This is a genomic window from Magnetospirillum aberrantis SpK, from assembly GCF_011022235.1.
Lineage (GTDB): Bacteria > Pseudomonadota > Alphaproteobacteria > Rhodospirillales > Magnetospirillaceae > Magnetospirillum > Magnetospirillum aberrantis.
The window spans coordinates 53,577-69,866 of record NZ_JAAIYP010000039.1 but is presented as its reverse complement, the minus strand read 5'-3'; the positions used below and the strand labels follow the sequence as shown (position 1 = coordinate 69,866).

Sequence of the window (16,290 nt, the reverse complement as noted above, 5' to 3'; positions counted from 1 at the left end):
TGGGCCTTTCCCTGCCGCACCGCAATATGAGGAAATGTCAGTCCATGCCGCCGCCCAGCGCCTTGACCAGCCCGACCGAGGCGGAAAGCCGCGACAGCCGCACCTGGACCGCGCTGTCCTCGGCGTCCAGCAAGGTGCGCTGGGCTTCCAGCACGGTCAGGTATTGCTCGGCGCCTTCACGGTAACGCACGTCGGACAGCCGTTGGGCCTCGCGCGCGGCGTCCACCGCACGGGTCTGCGCCTCTTCCTGGCCGGCCAGCCAGCGCATGGCGGCCAATTGGTCCTCGACCTCCTGAAGGGCGGTCAGGGTGGCGGATTGATAACTTTCCGCCGCCTCGCGCAGCTTGGCCTCGTTCAACGCGACGGTGCCGCGCAGCTTGCCGTTGTCGAACAAGGTGGCGGCCAGCGAGCTGCCCAGGGTCCAGAAGGTGTTGTGGGCGTCGAGCAGCGAAATCAGGTAGGGGCTGGTGTAGCCGCCCTCGGCGGTCAGCGTCAGGCTGGGGTAAAGGGCGGCGCGGGCCACGCCGATGTCGGCGTTGGCGGCCTGCAACTGGGCTTCGGCCTTGGCGATGTCGGGGCGGCGGCGCAACAATTCGGACGGCAGGCCGGCCTTGACCTCGGGGGTCGGCAACCCCTCAAGGCTGGTGCTTTCAAGCCGCAATTGCGACGGCGCCAGCCCGGTCAGCACCGCCAAGGCGTTGACGCTTTGCCGGTATTGCAGTTCCAGGGCCGGCAGCTTGGCCTCGATGGTGGCGACGGTGGCGCGCTGTTGCGCGGCGTCCAGTTGCGAGGTCTTGCCGAATTCCGCCTGGCGTTCGGCCAGGGCCAGGGTCTCGCGTGCCAGTTCCAGGTTGCGCCGCGCCACCGTGACCCGGTCGGCCAGCGCCAACGCCTGCATCCAGGTGGTGGCGACGTTGGCGGTCAGGGTCAGCGCCACCGTGTCGCGGTCGAAGCGGCTGGCGCGCAAGGATGCCTCGGCCGATTGGATGGCGGCGGCCGTCTTGCCCCAGAAATCCACTTCGTAGGATGCGGTCAACGATCCTTCGAAGCTGCGGGTGGTGGTGGCGCGTTTCGAGGTGCTGAGCGTCGAGGTGGAGGAACCGTGCGTCATGCGGTTGCTGCCGGTTCCCCCGCCGGTGATGGTCGGCAGGGTGGGGGCGCCGGCGATGCGCAATTCCGCCTGGGCCTGTTCGATGCGGGCGATGGCCGCCTTGAGGTCGTGGTTGGCGGCCAGCGCCGTCTGTTCCAGCCGGTTCAACTCGGCCGAGCCGAACAGCGTCCACCATTCGGACGGCGCCGTCAGGGGCGCGCCTTGCTGTTCGCCATAGGCGGCGGGAAGAGTGGTCTCCGGCATGGCGAGCTCCGGGACCTGGGAACAGGCGGCGACGCCAAGCGCCAAGAGGGAAAAAAGGGACCTGCGCATGGTTACTCCGCCGACAGGGCGTGGACGGGATCAAGGTTGGCGGCCTTGCGGGCCGGCATGTAGCCGAACACCAGCCCGGTGGCGAAGGCGCAGCCGAAGGCCAGCACCACCGGACCTACCGAAAACACCACCGGTGTTCCGAGCGCCTGGGCGACAGCGGCGGTGGCAAGGCCGCCGACCACGCCCAAGGCGCCACCGATGGCGCACACCACCACCGCCTCGGTGATGAATTGCAGCAAGATGTTGGCGGTGCGTGCCCCGGTCGCCATGCGGATGCCGATCTCGCGCGTGCGTTCGGTGACGCTGACCAACATGATGTTCATGACGCCGATGCCACCCACCAGCAAGGAAATGGCGGCGATCGACCCCAACAGCACGGTCATGGTGTTCTGGGTGGCGGTGGCCATTTCCATGATCGAGGCGGTGTTGCGCACCTGCACGTCCTTGGCGCGGTGGCGGGCCTCCAGCAACTGGGTCACCTGTTCCTGGGTGTCGTCGATGGTCTCAAGGCTTTCCACCTGCACCGCGATGGACCGCAGATAGCGTTGGCCGAACAGCCTCAGGGAACCGGTGGTCAGCGGCACGAAGGCGGCATCGTCGAGGTCGGAACCGAACGGCGAGGCGCCCTTGCGCGCCAGGATGCCGACCACCTGGAACGGGACGTTCTTGAGCAGGATGTATTTGCCGATGGGGTCGTCGCCGTTCTTGAACAGGTTGTCGACCACCGTCTGGCCCAGCACCACCACCGGCACATAGCTTTTGACGTCGTCGGCGGCGAAGAAGGTGCCGGTCTTGATCGCCCAGTCACGGGCGGTGGGATAATCCTGCGAGGTGGCGGTGACCGAGGTCTGGTAATCGGCGTTGCCGTAACGCAGGGTCACCGTGCCGCTCAGTTCCGGGACGGCGACGCGGACGTTGGGCAGGCGCGCCACCTCTTCCGCGTCCTCGGGAACCAAGGTGGCGATGGTGCCGGCCTCGGGGCCGCGCATGTTGGCGGTGCCGGGACGGACCAGCAACAGGTTGGTGCCCATGGCCTGGATGCGGGTCAGCACGTCCTGTTTGGCGCCGTCGCCCATGGCCAGCATGGCCACCACCGAACCGACGCCGATGACGATGCCCAACAGTGTCAGAACCGTGCGGAACAGGTTGGCGCGCAACGAGCGTGCGGCCATCTTCACCGCTTCGGCCACGTCGGTCAGCGGGTGGGTGTCGCGTGCCGCGACGGACAGGGCGGCGGCGGTGGCGGCATCGGCGGGGGTGCCGCCTTCGTCGCCGACGATCTCGCCATCGGCGATGGTGACCACCCGGTGCGCCTGGGCGGCGACCGAGGAATCGTGGGTGATGAGGACGATGGTGTGGCCGTCGGCGTTGAGCGCGTGCAACAGCGCCATCACCTCGCGCCCCGACTTGCTGTCGAGCGCGCCGGTGGGTTCGTCCGCCAGGATGACCGAACCGCCGTTCATCAGGGCGCGGGCGATGGACACGCGCTGTTGCTGGCCGCCCGACAGCTGGTTGGGACGGTGGTGCATGCGCTCGGCCAGGCCCAGGCGGTCCAGGATGGCGGCGGCGCGCCGGTCGCGGTCGGATTTGGACAGGCCGGCATAGATGGCCGGCACCTCGACGTTTTCCAGCGCGGTGGCGCTGGCCAGCAGGTTGTATTGCTGGAACACGAAGCCGAAGGCGTCGCGCCGCAGCAGGGCCAGTTGGTCGCGGTCCATGGCGCCGACGTCCTGGCCGGCGAACAAATAGCGGCCCGAAGAGGGGCGGTCGAGACAGCCGATCAGGTTCATCAGCGTGGTCTTGCCCGACCCCGAGGCGCCCATGATGGCGACGAACTCGCCGCGCCGGATGGACAACGACACGCCGTGCAGGACCTCGACCTCCAACGCGCCGGTGCGGTAGGTCTTGGTGACGCTTTCCAGTTGGATCAACGGCGCGTCCATGGCGGCGGTGCTCATCGCGGCGGCGGCGGCGGCATGTGGTTGGCGGCGTTCTTGGCCGAGGCGGCCTTCTGCGCCTCGGCGGTGCGCCAGCCGGTCACCACTTCCTCGCCCTCTTCCAGGCCGGACAGAATCTCGACCTGCACGCGGTTGCGCACGCCCACGGTGACGGGACGCGGTTCGGGGGCGCCGTCCTTCATCACCAACACCACGTCGCCGCCGGGCGGCGGGGCGGCGGGTGCCTTGGCGCCTTTCGGCGGCGGCCCCTTGGGCGCCAGCGCCTTGGCCTGGGCCAGGGCGGAAGCCGGGATCACCAGCGCATTCTTGGCCGAGGCGTGGACGAAGAACACCTGGGCCGACATCTCGATCCCCAGGTCGCCCTCGGGATTGGCGACGTCGAACAGCGCGTCGTACAGCACCACGTTGTTCAGGATTTCCGGCGTCGGCAGGATCTGGCGCAACGTGGAATAGCGTTTGTTTTCCGGCCGGCCCAGCGTGGTGAAATAGACCGGTTGCCCCAGCTTGAGCTTGCCGATGTCGGCTTCCGACACCTGGGTCCACACCGTCATGGTCGACAGGTCGGAAATGCGCAGGATGGTCGGCGCCTGTTGCGCAGCCACCAGGGTCTGGCCCTGGCGCGAGGTCTGGCTGACCACGGTGCCGCTCATGGGGGCGTAGATCTTGGTGTAGCCCAGGTTGGCCTGGTCGCCGCGCAAGGTGGACTGAACCTGATTGATCTGGGCCTGAAGCTGGGCGACCTGTGCGCGTGCCGCCTTCAGCGTGGTCTGGGCGTTCTGGTAATCCTCGGTGCTGGTGGCGTTGGCGGCCAGCATGCGTTGCTGACGGGCGAAGGTTTCCTCGGCCAGGGTGGCCTGGGCCTGCTTTTCCGTCAATTGGGCCTTGAGGTTCTGGATATTGGCCTCGCCGGCATCGACCTTGGAGCCGTAGACGGTGGGGTCGATCTCGGCCAGCAACTGCCCCTTGGTCACCTGATCGCCGATCTGGACGTAGACCCGGCGCAACTGGCCCGAAACCTGGGTGCCGACGTCCACATATTCCAGCGGTTGAAGGGTACCGAGCGCGGTGGTGGTGTCTTCGATGTCGGCGCGGGTGGCCCGCGCGGTGACCCAACTGGCGGCGGCGTCGCCGCGCTTGACCCACCACCAGCCGCCGCCGGCCGCCGCCAACAGGGCGGCGGTCACGGCAAGGGACAGAATAAGCGGGCGTCGTTTCATGTGTGGCGTGTGCATGGCGGCGATATTGAGCCGCCATGCTGTTTCCGTCGAGCCCGACTTGGTAACGAAGTGTAGCTGGAGACTGAAATTTTTTGGCGCAGGAAAAAGGTGTCTCGCGCTATGCAGGGGGTCAGTCGCGGAAGTTCACGTATTGCAGCGGCAACTCGACCTCAAGATTGCGGCACAGTGCGATCACTTCCTGCAACTCGTCGCGCTTCTTGCCGGTGACGCGCACTTCGTCGCCCTGGATCGAGGCCTGGACCTTGATCTTGCTGTCCTTGATCTCCTTGACCAGGGTCTTGGCGACGGCGGAATCGATGCCCTGTTTCACCTTCACCTCGTGGCGCAGGGAATCGCCCGACGCTTTTTGCGGGGCTGCGCTGAAATCCAGGCATTTGGGATCGACCTTGCGCCGGGTGAAGTAGGTGCGCAGGAAGTCGTGCATCAGTTCGAGCCGGCTGTCGTTGTCGGCGACGATGGTGATGACCTGCTCCTTGCGTTCCAACGAGCATTTCGAGCCCTTGAAGTCGAAACGGGTGCCGATTTCACGCTGGATGCCGGCGATGGCGTTGTCCACTTCGGCCATGTCGGTCTTGGAAACGATGTCGAACGAGGGCATGGAACCTGTCCTGGCGAATGGTTTGATCTTGCCGCAGGTTTAGCCCATGCCAGCGGGAAAGGCTAGGTTCTGCCATGCGCGATTCTTGGGGCGACGGGACCATTATCAAGCGATATCCTATGTCTCTGGCCGTTTCCCGCTGCCTTGCGAGGTCGCCATGCGCCGCAAACTTCCCCTGATCGTCGCCGCCGTCATCGTCCTTGCCGCCGCTGTCGGCTGGATCGTCTGGCACAAGCCGGCCGACACTTCCGCCCTGGTGATGAACGGCAGCGTCGATATCCGCCAAGTGGATCTGGCTTTCAGGGTTGAAGGCCGGCTGGAAAAGCTACTGGTCGAGGAGGGCGACCGCGTCGCCCCTGGCCAGGTGGTGGCGGTGATGGACAAATCCTATCTTGAGGACGCGGTGCGGATCACCGAAGCGCGTCTGGCCGGAGCCCAGGCCAATCTGGACAAGCTCGAGGCCGGCAACCGGCCGCAAGAGATCGCCCAGGCCCGCGCCGAGGTCGCGCGTGCCGAGGCAGCCTTCGTCAACGCCAAGGCCACCTATGGCCGCCGCGCCGGGACCACGGTGGATTCCGTGGTGTCGCGTCAGGCATTGGACAACGCGCGGGCCGACATGCGTCAGGCCGAGGCCCAGTTGAACCGTGCCCGCGAGGCGCTGGCCCTTCAGGAAAAGGGCTTCCGGTCCGAGGATATCGCGGTGGCCAAGGCCCAGGTGGCGGCGGAACAGGCGACCATGGATCTGATGCGCCGCCGTCTCGCCGACGCCGAGTTGACGGCGCCGGCGGCGGGGCAGGTGATGACGCGGGTGCGTGAACCCGGTTCCATGGTGCTGCCCGGCGCCACCGTGCTGACCCTGGCCTTGACCGAACCCATGCAGGTACGGACCTGGGTTGCCGAACCGGCGCTGGACCGGGTGGTTCCCGGCACCAAGGCCGAGGTGGTGACCGATGGCGGCCGGACCTATCACGGTCAGGTGGGGTTCGTGTCGCCGGTGGCCGAGTTCACCCCGAAGACGGTGGAGACACCGGAACTCAGGACATCGCTGGTTTATCGGGTGCGGGTGGTGGTTTCCGATCCTGACGACGGGTTGCGCCAGGGCATGCCGGTGACGGTGAAACTGTTGCCGTAAAGGGGATTGTCATGGACGCCCTGGTCCGCCTGGACGACGTGCGCAAGAGTTTCGGCGCCACCCGCGCCGTGGACGGTGTCTGCGCGTCCGTTCCGGTTGGCCGCGTCACCGGTCTGGTCGGCGCCGACGGGGCCGGCAAGACCACCTTGCTTCGCCTGATGGCCGGGCTTCTGGCGCCCGACGGGGGAACTGTGTCGGCGTCCGACGCCCTGGGCTACATGCCGCAGCGCTTCGGCCTGTACGAGGATTTGACCGTCGCCGAGAACCTGTCGCTTTATGCCGATCTGCGCGGGTTGGCGCCCGCCGAACAGGGCGACACCTTCGCGCGGCTGTTGTCGTTCTCGGGCCTTGCCGGGTTCGAGACGCGGCTGGCCGGCAAGCTGTCGGGCGGCATGAAGCAAAAGCTGGGGCTGGCCTGCGCCCTGGTGGCGACGCCCCGGCTGCTGTTGCTGGACGAACCGTCGGTCGGCGTCGATCCGGTGTCGCGGCGCGAATTGTGGCGCATGGTCCATGAACTGGCCGACCAAGGCGTGGCGGTGGTGTGGTCCACCGCCTATCTGGACGAGGCCGAGCGTTGCCATTCCGTGCTGTTGCTGGACCAGGGCCGGCTGATCTATGACGGGCCACCCAAGGACCTGACCCAGCGCATGCGCGGCCGCAGTTTCGCCGTGCGTGGCATCATGGACCGCCGTGTCGTCCAGGCCGCCGCCCGCCGCCATGTGGGCGTCGCCGACGCGCTGATCCAAGGGGCAGCCGTGCGCTTGGTGTTGGCCGAGGGGGCGGCGGTGCCCGCTGCCGCTGAACTGGGTGCCCCCCAGGCGGTGGTGGAGCCGGTGGCGCCGCGGTTCGAGGACGCCTTCATCGCGCTTCTCGACCGCCATGGCGGCCCGGTTCCGGCTTTGCCGGAAATCGTCCACCATCCGCGCCCGCGCGGCGGCGCGGTGGTCGAGGCACGCGATCTGGTGCGTCGCTTCGGCGACTTCACCGCCGTCGATCATGTGGGCTTCGATGTGGCGCCGGGCGAGATTTTCGGGCTGTTGGGGCCGAATGGCGCCGGCAAGTCCACCACCTTCCGCATGCTGTGCGGGTTGATGGAACCGAGTTCGGGCGTCGCCCGCGTCGCCGGGATCGACCTTGCCTCGGCGGCGCCCGAGGCCAAGCAGCGTCTGGGCTATATGTCCCAGAAATTCTCGCTCTATCCCGACCTCTCGGTGCGCCAGAACCTGGATTTCTTCGCCGGAGTCTACGGCCTTTCCGGGGCGCGGCGCAAGGCGGTGTGCGGTGCCATGCTCGACGTCTTCGCGCTGGGGCCGATGGCCGACACCAACGCCGGGCAACTGCCCCTGGGCTTCAAGCAACGTCTGGCCCTGGCCGCCGCCATCCTGCACGGCCCCGACATCTTGTTCCTGGACGAACCGACCTCGGGCGTCGACCCCTTGGTCCGGCGCGAGTTCTGGGGACACATCAACACCCTGGCCGGCGACGGCGTCGCCGTGCTGGTCACCACCCATTTCCTGGACGAAGCCGAATATTGCGACCGTATCGGCATCGTCTACCGTGGCCGGCTGATCGCGGTGGGAAGTCCCGAGGAGATCAAGGCCTCGGCGCGCAATCCCGAGCAACCCGATCCGACGCTCGAGGACGCCTTCATCGCCTTGGTCGAGGCTTGCGACAGGGAGGAACGGTCATGATCCGTCTTCGCCGCCTGTGGGCGCTGGTTCGCAAGGAAATGGTGCAGATCGTGCGCGATCCGTCGTCCATCGTCATCGCCCTGGTGCTGCCGGTGGTGCTGTTGCTGCTGTTCGGTTATGGCGTCTCGCTGGATGCCCGCCACGTCGCCGTGGCGGTGGTGGTGCCCGAGCCCACGCAGCGGACCGCCAGCCTGGTCACGGCTTTCGCCAACTCGCCCTATTTCGAGGTCGAGGAACTGCGCGACCGCCGCCCGGCCGAGGACGGTCTGGTATCGGGGCGTTATCGTGGCGTGGTGGTGGTGGCCGACGATTTCGACGCCCAGGCGTCGCGCGGACTGGACGCCCCCATCCAAGTGCTGTTGGACGGCACCGACGCCAACACCGCCCGGCTGGTCAAGGGCTATGCCGAGGGGGTGTGGGCCAAATGGCTGGGATACGAGGCCCGCGACCGCGGCGCCGCCCTGGCGGTGCCGGTGAACGCCGAGACGCGGGTATGGTTCAACGAGGCGTTGGAATCGCGCAATTTCCTGGTGCCGGGACTGATCGCCATCAACATGACCCTGGTCGGCACCATCCTGACGGCGCTGGTGGTGGCGCGCGAATGGGAACGCGGCACCATGGAGGCGATGATCGCCACTCCGGTTGGGCGGCTGGAGCTGCTGGCCGGCAAGGTGATCCCCTATTTCGTGTTGGGCATGGGCGGCATGGCGTTGTCGGTGGCCATCGCGCTGATCCTGTTCCAGGTGCCCATGCGCGGGTCGTTCTGGGTCCTGACGGTGGTGTCGGCGCTGTTCCTGGTGGGGGCCTTGAACCTTGGGCTTCTGATCTCGACCGTGGCCAAGAACCAGTTCGTCGCCGGACAGATCGCCATCGTCGCGGCGTTCCTGCCGGCCTTCATGCTGTCGGGTTTCGTGTTCGAACCGTCTTCCATGCCGCTGTGGATCGAGGCGTTGTCGCACATCGTCGCCGCGCGCTATTTCGTCACCTGCCTTCAGACCATCTTCATGGCCGGCGACGTGTGGAGCGTCATCCTGCCCAATGCCGGGGCGCTGTTGCTGATCGCGCTGGTCCTGGCGCTGGTCACGCTGAAGCGCACCCGCAAGAGTTTGGAGTGACACCATGTGGGGCCGTGTCTGGGCGCTGATCGTCAAGGAATTACTGTCGGTGTGGCGCGACAAGAAAAGCCGTTTCGTGCTGATCGTGCCGCCCCTGATCCAATTGGCGGTGTTTTCCTATGCCGCCACCTACGACGTTACCGACGTCACCGTGGCGCTGTTCAACCAGGACCAGGGGCTGGCCTCACGCGAATTGGTGGCGCGTATCCAGGGGGCGCCCACCTTCGCCCGGCTTCAGGTGGTGGACGACGAAGCCGCCCTGGCCGCCGCCATCGACCGCCGCGACGCCATGATGGGGCTGCGCATTCCTCAGGATTTCTCTCGCCGGCTTGAATCCGGCCAGGGGGCGACGGTTCAGGTGATCCTGGACGGGCGGCGTTCCAACTCTGCCCAGATCGCCGCCGGCTACCTGACCACCATCGTCATCTCGCACAACGCCGCCATCGCCGCCCAGGCCAGCCAGCCGGTGGGGCCGACCCTGGTGACGCGGGTGTGGTTCAACCCCAACCTGGAAAGCCTGTGGGTGGTGGTGCCCGGTCTGGTCGGCGTGCTGACCCAGGTGGTGGCGCTGGTGGTGACCGGGCTTTCGGTGGCGCGCGAGCGCGAACTCGGCACCTTCGAGCAATTGCTGGTGACGCCGCTCAGGCCGTGGGAAATTCTGGTGGGAAAGACCGCCCCCGGCATGCTGATCGGTCTGGTCGAAGGCTCGATCATCATCGCCGCCAGCCAGATATGGTTCCACGTACCGTTGACCGGATCGGTGGCGTTGCTTTACGGCGCGCTGGCGGTGTTCCTGCTGTGCACCATCGGGGTCGGGCTGTTCATCTCGGCGCTGGCGTCCACCCAGCAACAGGCGATCATGGGCGCCTTTTTCTTCATGGTGCCGACCATGATCTTGTCGGGTTTCGCCACACCGGTCCAGAACATGCCGGACTGGATGCAGACCCTGACCCTGGTCAACCCGGTGCGCCACATCCTGGTGGTTCTGTGGGGGGTGTTCCTCAAGGACATGCCGGCCGCCCTGGTGTGGCATTCGGTGTGGCCGATGGCGGTGTTGGCGGCGGTGACGCTGACCGGGGCGGCGTGGCTGTTCCGTCGGCGGATGTATTGAGAAAAGAGGGGGACGCGGGCGAACCCGCCCGCGTCCAACGGGTTACGCCTTCTTGAAGACGCCCTGGATGCCGTAGGCCAGGATGGTGGTGCCGGCCAGGCCGATGCCCCAGATCAGTCCCACCAACAGCCAGTCCACCGGGCCGCCAGCGTCGGTGAAGCCGGAAACGGTGACTTCGGCCATCAGCACCAGGGCGGCGACGCCGCCCAAAAGGCCCATCAGTTCCGAACGCACCAGACGGCGGCTGTCGATGCTGCTGCCCTCGCGGACGAACACCCAAAGCGCCAGGGCGATGCCGCCGACGGCAAGCGCCAGCAACAGCCACAGCACCGGGCCCAGCATTTCGTGGAACACCGAGAAGAAGACGGCGAGATCGAGTTCCTTCATGTCATCCTCCCGAGATCAGGCGCGGCCGCGCAGCATGGAAATGTAGGTGGGCTTGAGCGCCATGGTCTTCATGACCCAGGTAATCCACAATTCCTCGAGCGGGGCGACCACACCGGGGAAAGACGGAACCAGATCGTTGTTGTAGTCGAACTCGACCAGCATGGCGCGGCCCAGCCGGGTGATCAGCGGGCACGAGGTGTAGCCGTTGTAGACGGCGGTGCTGGTGGTGCCGGCGATGTCGGCCACCAGATGGTCCACCGCCACCGGCACCTGCCATTTGACGCTGGCCGCCGTCTTGCCCTTGGGCACGCCGGCCACGTCGCCCACCGCGAAGACGTTGGGATAGCGGCGGTGGCGCAGCGTCGGTTTCTCCACCTCGGCCCAGCCATCGGCGGCGAAGGCGCCGTCCTGCCAGCGCAGGGCGGAATTGCGCACCGCTTCGGCGGCACGCATGGGCGGCACCACGTTGATGAAGTCGTACTTGAGCTCAGCGGTGCCGGTGGGGGTCTTGTAGAACGCCATCTTGCGGCCCAGGTCGATGCCGGTCATGACGTGGTCGTGGTTGACCTTGACCTTGCGGTCGCCGAACAGCATCCGCACCTTTTCCGAGACGATCGGCACGCTGAACAGGGACTTGTTCTGGGCGCAATAGATCAACTCGGCCTTGGAGCGGTTGCCGGCGCGGCGCAGGCGGTCGTCGGTGATGAAGGTGTATTTCAGGGGGGCACCGGCGCATTTCATCTCGGTGTCCGGGCGACCGAACAAGCCGACGCCGCCGGTCTCGACAAAGCGCGCCATGGCGCCCCAGGTGGCGGACGCCGCGTCGGGGCTGGCGTAGATGCTGCCCAGGCCGTCGGTGCCGATGCGGGTCACGTCCATGCCTTCGATGGCGTCGTAATCCAGGCGCAGGCCGGTGGCCAGAACCAGATAATCGTAGGTGACGGCCTTGCCGCTGTCGGTGACCACCTTGTTGGCATCGGGGTCGAACTCGGCCACTCCCTCCTCGATCCAGGTGACGTCGCGCGGCAGATATTCGGCCGTGCTCGACACCACGTAATCCTTGGACTTGATGCCGCCGGCGATCAGGGTGAAGCCCGGCTGGTAGAAATGTTCCTTGCGCTTGTCGATGATGGTGACGCGGGCGCCGTCAAGCTTTTGCATCAGCCGCTGTGCCGCGGACAGGCCGGCGGCTCCAGCTCCGGCGATCACGATGTGGGCCTTGGTCGCGACCTTGGTGTCGGCGGTGGCCGTCGACAGCGGAACCGCCGTCAGAGCCGCGCCGGCGGCTCCCAATTGCAGGAAACGCCGCCGGTTGAGGCCGGCGGACAGAGGGGGGCGCGTAGTCATTGTCCGTTCTCCCGTGCACCCTGCCTGACTGGGGCGCGACCAGGGCGGCCGGCGTTGGCCGCCGGTCCGCAAGGTCGCCATGTGGCAGTGGTCTTAGGGAGACAGCATATTAACTTTTGTTAATATCAAATATCAGTAATTACGCGTATGCCGTGTCAAGCCTCGGCCTCCGGCTTGGCCCGGCGCTTCACCGTCTTGGGATCGCAGGTGATGGGACGGTAGATTTCGATACGGGCGCCGTTTTCCAGGGCGGCGTCCAATTCCACCACCTTGCCCCACACCCCGACCTTGTTCACGGTCAAGTCGATGTCGGGACAACGGGCCAGGATGCCCGATTTGTCCAGCGCATCCCGGATGGTGGCGCCGTCCGGCACCTCCACCGACAGCACCACTTGGCGTTCGGGCTTGGCGTAGACCACCTTGACGTTCATGTTCCCGCGCTCCCTTAGCCCACGCAGTGGGCGCCGCCCATGGAAATGGCCTTGCCGGCCCGGATGTCGATCAGACGCTTGCCGGCCACCAGCAGGCCGGTGGCGAGGAAACCGCCCGGCGGCAGGATCATCACCAGCACGCTGGCCTCGGGCGGCAGGATGCGCATTTCCATGAACTTGAAGGCCGGGCCCAGCAACAGCGAGGCGTCGGCGAACAAGGTGCCGGAACCGACGATCTCGCGCATGGCGCCGATGGCGGTCAGCGCGAAGGTGAAGCCCAATCCCATGAAGATGCCGTCAACCAGGGACGGCAGCACCGGCTCCTTGGCGGCGAAGGATTCCAGGCGGGCCAGCGGCAGGCAGTTGGAAACGATCAGCGGGATGAACAGGCCCAGCACCTTGTACAACTCGTGCATCCAGGCGTTCATGGTCAAATCGACCAGCGTCACCATGGACGCCACGATCAGGATGAACACCGGCACGCGCACTTCATAGGTGATGTAGCCGCGGAAGATGGCGACCAGAAGGTTCGACGACGCCATCACGGCGGCCGTCGCCAGCCCCATGCCGAAGCCGTTGGTGGCACTGGTGGTCATGGCCATGGTCGGACACATGCCGAGCAGCATGCACAGCACGCCGTTGTTGTCCCAAAGGCCGTCCTTGACGATGGTGGAATAGGAGGGAGTGGCCATGTCAGCGGACCTCCAGCAATTGGGTCTTGTTTTCGGCGAAGAATTCCAGGCCGTGGCGAATGGCCGCGACCACGCCGCGCGGGGTGATGGTGGCGCCCGAGAACTGGTCGAACACGCCGCCGTCCTTCTTCACTTTCCACTTGTCGGCCGGCGGGTTGCCCAGGAACAGGCCGTCGAAGCGGGTGATCCAGTCGGTCTTGGCGGTGTCGATCTTGTCGCCCAGGCCGGGGGTTTCCTTGTGGGCCAGGGCGCGCACGCCCAAAATCTTGCCGTCGGCGTCGACCGCCAGCATCAGCCGCATCTCGCCGGCATAGCCCGAGCCCTCGATCTGATAGGCGACGCCCGTCACCTTGCCGCCCTTGGTGGCGCGGTAGATGGTGATCGGCTTGCCGTCGTGGTTGGACAGCGTGATGGTGTCGGTGACCGGCACGTTGTCGTGGATGCCCGGCGGGATGACCTTGGACAGGGCGTTTTGCTTGTCTTCAAGCGCACGCTGGGCGATGGGGGCGCTGGTCACCATGTCGGTGCCGGCCAGCACCACGCCGAAGCCCAGGCAGAACGCGCCGAGGATCAGGCCATGGACGTAGGATGGCTTGCTCATTTCTCCCCCTTCAGCGGCAAGGGTTCGCCCTTGCGGGTGCGACCGAAGGCACGCGGGCGGAATTGCTGGTCGATGATCGGCGTCAGCGAGTTCATCAGCAGCACCGCGAAGGCCATGCCCTCGGGATAGCCGGCATAACTGCGGATCGCCCAGGTCAGCAGACCGACGCCGACGCCGAACACCAGTTGCCCTTTCTTGGACACCGGCGAGGTGACGTAGTCGGTGGCGATGAAGAACGCGCCCAACATGGTGGCGCCCGACAGCACATGGAACATGCCCGGCGTGTAGCGGGCGGGGTCGAGGGTGTTGAACAAGGTGCCCAGCACGAACAAGGTGCCGATCACCGCCACCGGGATGTGCCACGAGATGATCCGGCGCACCAACAGGAACAGACCGCCCAACAGGATCAGCACCACCGAGGTCTCGCCCATGGAGCCGGGCTTGGATCCGAAGGCCAGATCCATCAGGTCGGGGACGTGCCGAAGCGATTCGGCCACCGGGATACCGCGCGACAGCTCGGTCTTGACGTAGCCCAGCGCGCTGGCGGCGCTCATGGAATCGACCGCGCCGGCGCCGAAGGTGATGGACAGCGCCTCAAGGAAGCCCGGCGCGCCGGCGCTGAACAGCGGCTGCGGCGCCACGAACAGCGTCATCTGCACCGGGAACGACACCAAAAGCGCCACGCGCGCCACCATGGCCGGGTTGAACACGTTCTGGCCCAGACCGCCGAACACATGCTTGGCCAGGGGGATGGCGAACACCGCGCCCACCACCGGCACCCACCACGGCGCCCACGGCGGCAGGCTCATGGCCAACAGCCAGCCGGTCAGCGCCGCCGAACTGTCGCGCAGGGTGGGGGCGACCGGCTTGCCGGCCAGCCAAAGGCATCCGGCCTCGGCCAGCTTGCACGAGGCGACGGAGATGACGAACAGGAACACCGCCGGCCAGCCGAACAGGTAAAGCTCGAACAAGGTGGCCGGTGCCAGCGCCAGCAGCACCGTGTTCATGATCCGGGGGACGGAGTTGGGCGCGTGGGTGAACGGCCCGCTCTTGTCGGTCAACGCGCTCATGGATTGCCCTGCTTGTCGGCGGAGGTTTCGGAAGAAGCCTGGGCGGCCGCGGCTTCGGCCGCGCGCTTGGCGGCGGCCGCGGCGGCCGCGGCTTTCTTGGCGGCCAGCGCCTTCTCGACGCGGTCGTTATGCGCCTCGATCAGGGCCTTGGTGCTGTCCTGTTTGCGGCGGTCGCGATCGGCGGCGGTGATGGCGCCCTTGGCGTAGTTGAAGTAATGCACCAGCGGAATGTGCGACGGGCAGACGTACGAGCACGACCCGCACGACACGCAATCCATGACGCCGACCTTGGCGGCGGCGTCCAGCTTGTCGTGGCGGATATAGGCGGCCATCTCGACCGGAACCAATCCGCACGGGCAGATGGTGACGCAGGTGCCGCAACGGATGCACGGTCCCGGCGGTTGCTCGTCGCATTCCCCGGCGGTCAGCGCCAGGATGCCGCAAGTCCCCTTGACCACCGGCACCTCAAGGCCGGGCAACGGCTGGCCCATCATCGGGCCGCCGTTGACGATGCGGCGCGGCGGCTGGGTCAGGCCGCCGCAAAAGGCGACCAGATCGGAAACCAGCGTGCCCAGCGGCACTTCAAGGTTGGCCGGCTTGGCGACGGCGCCGCCCGACACGGTGACCACACGGGACAGCAGCGGCCGGCCGAAGCGCACCGCGTGGTGCACGGCGCGTGCGGTGCCGACGTTGTGCACCACCACGCCGAGATCGGCGGTCAGCTTGCGTGCCGGGGTCTCAAGGCCGGTGATGGCCTGGGTCAGGTGGCGTTCCGACCCCATGGGATATTGCACCGGTACCGGCACCACTTCGACGTTGCCGAATTGCTTGGCTGCGTCGGTCATGGCGGCGATGGCGGCGGGTTTGTTGGCCTCGATGCCGACCACCACCTTGGGGGCGCCCAGGATGTGGGCCATGATGCGGGCGCCGTCCACCACTTCGGCGGCGTGTTCGCGCATGACGCGGTCGTCGCAGGTCAGGTACGGCTCGCATTCGGCGCCGTTCAGCAACAAGGTGTCGATCTTCTTTTGCGTGCCGAGAGACAGCTTGATCGCCGACGGGAAGGTGGCGCCGCCAAGGCCGACGATGCCGCTTTCCGCCACCCGACGACGGAGGATCTCGGGGGCGGTGGCGAAGGGATCGGCGATGGGGGCGGGCAGTTCGGCCCATTCCTCGCGGCCGTCGGGCAACAGGACGATGGTCTTTTGCGTCAGCCCCGACGGATGCGGCGCCGCTACTTCGGTGATGGCCTCGACCACGCCCGAGGTGGGGGCGTGGGTGGGGGCGGAGACCGAGCCGCCGGCATGGGCCAACAACTGGCCCTTCAACACCCGTTGCCCGGCCTCGACCACCGGCTCGGCCGGGGCGCCGATATGTTGTTGCAGCGGCAGGTACAACGCGGTCGGCAGCGGCAGCGGGGTGATGGCGGCTTCCGAGGTCGCGTCCTTGCGATACTCGGGATGGATGCCGCCGCGCACGGGAAACAGCTTCATGGC

Annotated in this window: 15 protein-coding genes; 4 read left to right on the top strand and 11 right to left on the bottom strand. The window is 66.8% G+C overall.

Annotation, left to right across the window (positions count from 1 at the left end):
• Positions 1-37: 37 nt before the first annotated feature.
• From G4223_RS13395 to G4223_RS13380, 4 genes are all read right to left on the bottom strand, one after another.
• Positions 38-1,423 (bottom strand): efflux transporter outer membrane subunit, encoded by a 1,386-nt coding sequence (locus G4223_RS13395; protein WP_163680608.1) that lies wholly within the window; start codon positions 1,421-1,423, stop codon positions 38-40.
• Between the two features lie 2 nt (positions 1,424-1,425).
• Positions 1,426-3,381 carry a MacB family efflux pump subunit gene (locus G4223_RS13390; protein WP_163680605.1) on the bottom strand — a complete coding sequence of 652 codons (1,956 nt, stop codon included), beginning with the start codon at positions 3,379-3,381 and terminating at the stop codon, positions 1,426-1,428.
• Entirely contained in the window at positions 3,378-4,598 is a 1,221-nt protein-coding gene (locus G4223_RS13385; protein WP_205762513.1) for an efflux RND transporter periplasmic adaptor subunit, read from the bottom strand. Before G4223_RS13385 ends, G4223_RS13390 begins: the two co-directional genes overlap by 4 nt.
• Before the next feature lie 130 nt (positions 4,599-4,728).
• The gene (locus G4223_RS13380) at positions 4,729-5,217 is read right to left on the bottom strand and encodes a YajQ family cyclic di-GMP-binding protein (protein WP_163680599.1); all 489 of its coding nucleotides are present in this window, start codon (positions 5,215-5,217) and stop codon (positions 4,729-4,731) included.
• Between the two features lie 157 nt (positions 5,218-5,374).
• On the opposite strand from G4223_RS13380, the gene G4223_RS13375 reads away from it, so the two are divergent.
• From G4223_RS13375 to G4223_RS13360, 4 genes are read left to right on the top strand one after another with little or no spacing between them, the layout of a single operon-like run.
• Entirely contained in the window at positions 5,375-6,349 is a 975-nt protein-coding gene (locus tag G4223_RS13375; protein ID WP_163680595.1) for an HlyD family secretion protein, read from the top strand.
• A gap of 11 nt (positions 6,350-6,360) precedes the next feature.
• On the top strand, positions 6,361-8,040 hold the full coding sequence (locus tag G4223_RS13370) for an ATP-binding cassette domain-containing protein (RefSeq protein ID WP_163680592.1): 1,680 nt from the start codon (positions 6,361-6,363) through the stop codon (positions 8,038-8,040).
• Positions 8,037-9,155 carry an ABC transporter permease gene (locus G4223_RS13365; protein ID WP_205762511.1) on the top strand — a complete coding sequence of 373 codons (1,119 nt, stop codon included), beginning with the start codon at positions 8,037-8,039 and terminating at the stop codon, positions 9,153-9,155. Before G4223_RS13370 ends, G4223_RS13365 begins: the two co-directional genes overlap by 4 nt.
• 4 nt (positions 9,156-9,159) lie before the next feature.
• Positions 9,160-10,266 (top strand): ABC transporter permease, encoded by a 1,107-nt coding sequence (locus tag G4223_RS13360; protein ID WP_163680589.1) that lies wholly within the window; start codon positions 9,160-9,162, stop codon positions 10,264-10,266.
• Positions 10,267-10,308: 42 nt separating this feature from the next.
• Here G4223_RS13360 and G4223_RS13355 read toward each other — a convergent pair whose 3' ends face one another.
• The 7 genes from G4223_RS13355 to rsxC form a co-directional block, all read right to left on the bottom strand.
• Positions 10,309-10,653: a DUF5368 domain-containing protein gene (locus G4223_RS13355; protein ID WP_163680586.1), complete on the bottom strand. Its 345-nt coding sequence runs from the start codon at positions 10,651-10,653 to the stop codon at positions 10,309-10,311.
• Positions 10,654-10,668: 15 nt separating this feature from the next.
• A complete protein-coding gene (locus G4223_RS13350; RefSeq protein WP_163680583.1) occupies positions 10,669-12,000 on the bottom strand; it encodes an NAD(P)/FAD-dependent oxidoreductase in 1,332 nt (443 codons plus the stop codon).
• 155 nt (positions 12,001-12,155) lie between these two features.
• Positions 12,156-12,431, bottom strand: a complete 276-nt coding sequence (locus G4223_RS13345; RefSeq protein ID WP_163680580.1) for an RnfH family protein — start codon at positions 12,429-12,431, stop codon at positions 12,156-12,158.
• 14 nt (positions 12,432-12,445) lie between these two features.
• Entirely contained in the window at positions 12,446-13,123 is a 678-nt protein-coding gene (locus G4223_RS13340; protein ID WP_163680578.1) for an electron transport complex subunit E, read from the bottom strand.
• A gap of 1 nt (position 13,124) precedes the next feature.
• Complete coding sequence (gene rsxG / locus G4223_RS13335) at positions 13,125-13,724, bottom strand: electron transport complex subunit RsxG (protein WP_163680575.1); 600 nt, start codon at positions 13,722-13,724, stop codon at positions 13,125-13,127.
• A complete protein-coding gene (locus G4223_RS13330) occupies positions 13,721-14,794 on the bottom strand; it encodes an RnfABCDGE type electron transport complex subunit D (protein WP_163680571.1) in 1,074 nt (357 codons plus the stop codon). The genes rsxG and G4223_RS13330 overlap by 4 nt, the downstream gene beginning before the upstream one ends.
• Positions 14,791-16,287, bottom strand: coding sequence for an electron transport complex subunit RsxC (gene rsxC / locus G4223_RS13325; protein WP_163680569.1), 1,497 nt, complete (start codon positions 16,285-16,287; stop codon positions 14,791-14,793). The genes G4223_RS13330 and rsxC overlap by 4 nt, the downstream gene beginning before the upstream one ends.
• Between the last annotated feature and the right edge of the window lie 3 nt (positions 16,288-16,290).

Bases quoted from the DNA above. Each gene is read 5' to 3' on its own strand.
- rsxG (WP_163680575.1), bottom strand. From the start codon at position 13,724: ATGAGCAAGCCATCCTACGTCCATGGCCTGATCCTCGGCGCGTTCTGC.
- G4223_RS13380 (WP_163680599.1), bottom strand. From the start codon at position 5,217: ATGCCCTCGTTCGACATCGTTTCCAAGACCGACATGGCCGAAGTGGAC.
- G4223_RS13330 (WP_163680571.1), bottom strand. From the start codon at position 14,794: ATGAGCGCGTTGACCGACAAGAGCGGGCCGTTCACCCACGCGCCCAAC.
- G4223_RS13340 (WP_163680578.1), bottom strand. From the start codon at position 13,123: ATGGCCACTCCCTCCTATTCCACCATCGTCAAGGACGGCCTTTGGGAC.
- rsxC (WP_163680569.1), bottom strand. From the start codon at position 16,287: ATGAAGCTGTTTCCCGTGCGCGGCGGCATCCATCCCGAGTATCGCAAG.
- G4223_RS13345 (WP_163680580.1), bottom strand. From the start codon at position 12,431: ATGAACGTCAAGGTGGTCTACGCCAAGCCCGAACGCCAAGTGGTGCTG.
- G4223_RS13355 (WP_163680586.1), bottom strand. From the start codon at position 10,653: ATGAAGGAACTCGATCTCGCCGTCTTCTTCTCGGTGTTCCACGAAATG.
- G4223_RS13350 (WP_163680583.1), bottom strand. From the start codon at position 12,000: ATGACTACGCGCCCCCCTCTGTCCGCCGGCCTCAACCGGCGGCGTTTC.
- G4223_RS13395 (WP_163680608.1), bottom strand. From the start codon at position 1,423: ATGCGCAGGTCCCTTTTTTCCCTCTTGGCGCTTGGCGTCGCCGCCTGT.
- G4223_RS13365 (WP_205762511.1), top strand. From the start codon at position 8,037: ATGATCCGTCTTCGCCGCCTGTGGGCGCTGGTTCGCAAGGAAATGGTG.
- G4223_RS13390 (WP_163680605.1), bottom strand. From the start codon at position 3,381: ATGAGCACCGCCGCCATGGACGCGCCGTTGATCCAACTGGAAAGCGTC.
- G4223_RS13370 (WP_163680592.1), top strand. From the start codon at position 6,361: ATGGACGCCCTGGTCCGCCTGGACGACGTGCGCAAGAGTTTCGGCGCC.
- G4223_RS13385 (WP_205762513.1), bottom strand. From the start codon at position 4,598: ATGAAACGACGCCCGCTTATTCTGTCCCTTGCCGTGACCGCCGCCCTG.
- G4223_RS13360 (WP_163680589.1), top strand. From the start codon at position 9,160: ATGTGGGGCCGTGTCTGGGCGCTGATCGTCAAGGAATTACTGTCGGTG.
- G4223_RS13375 (WP_163680595.1), top strand. From the start codon at position 5,375: ATGCGCCGCAAACTTCCCCTGATCGTCGCCGCCGTCATCGTCCTTGCC.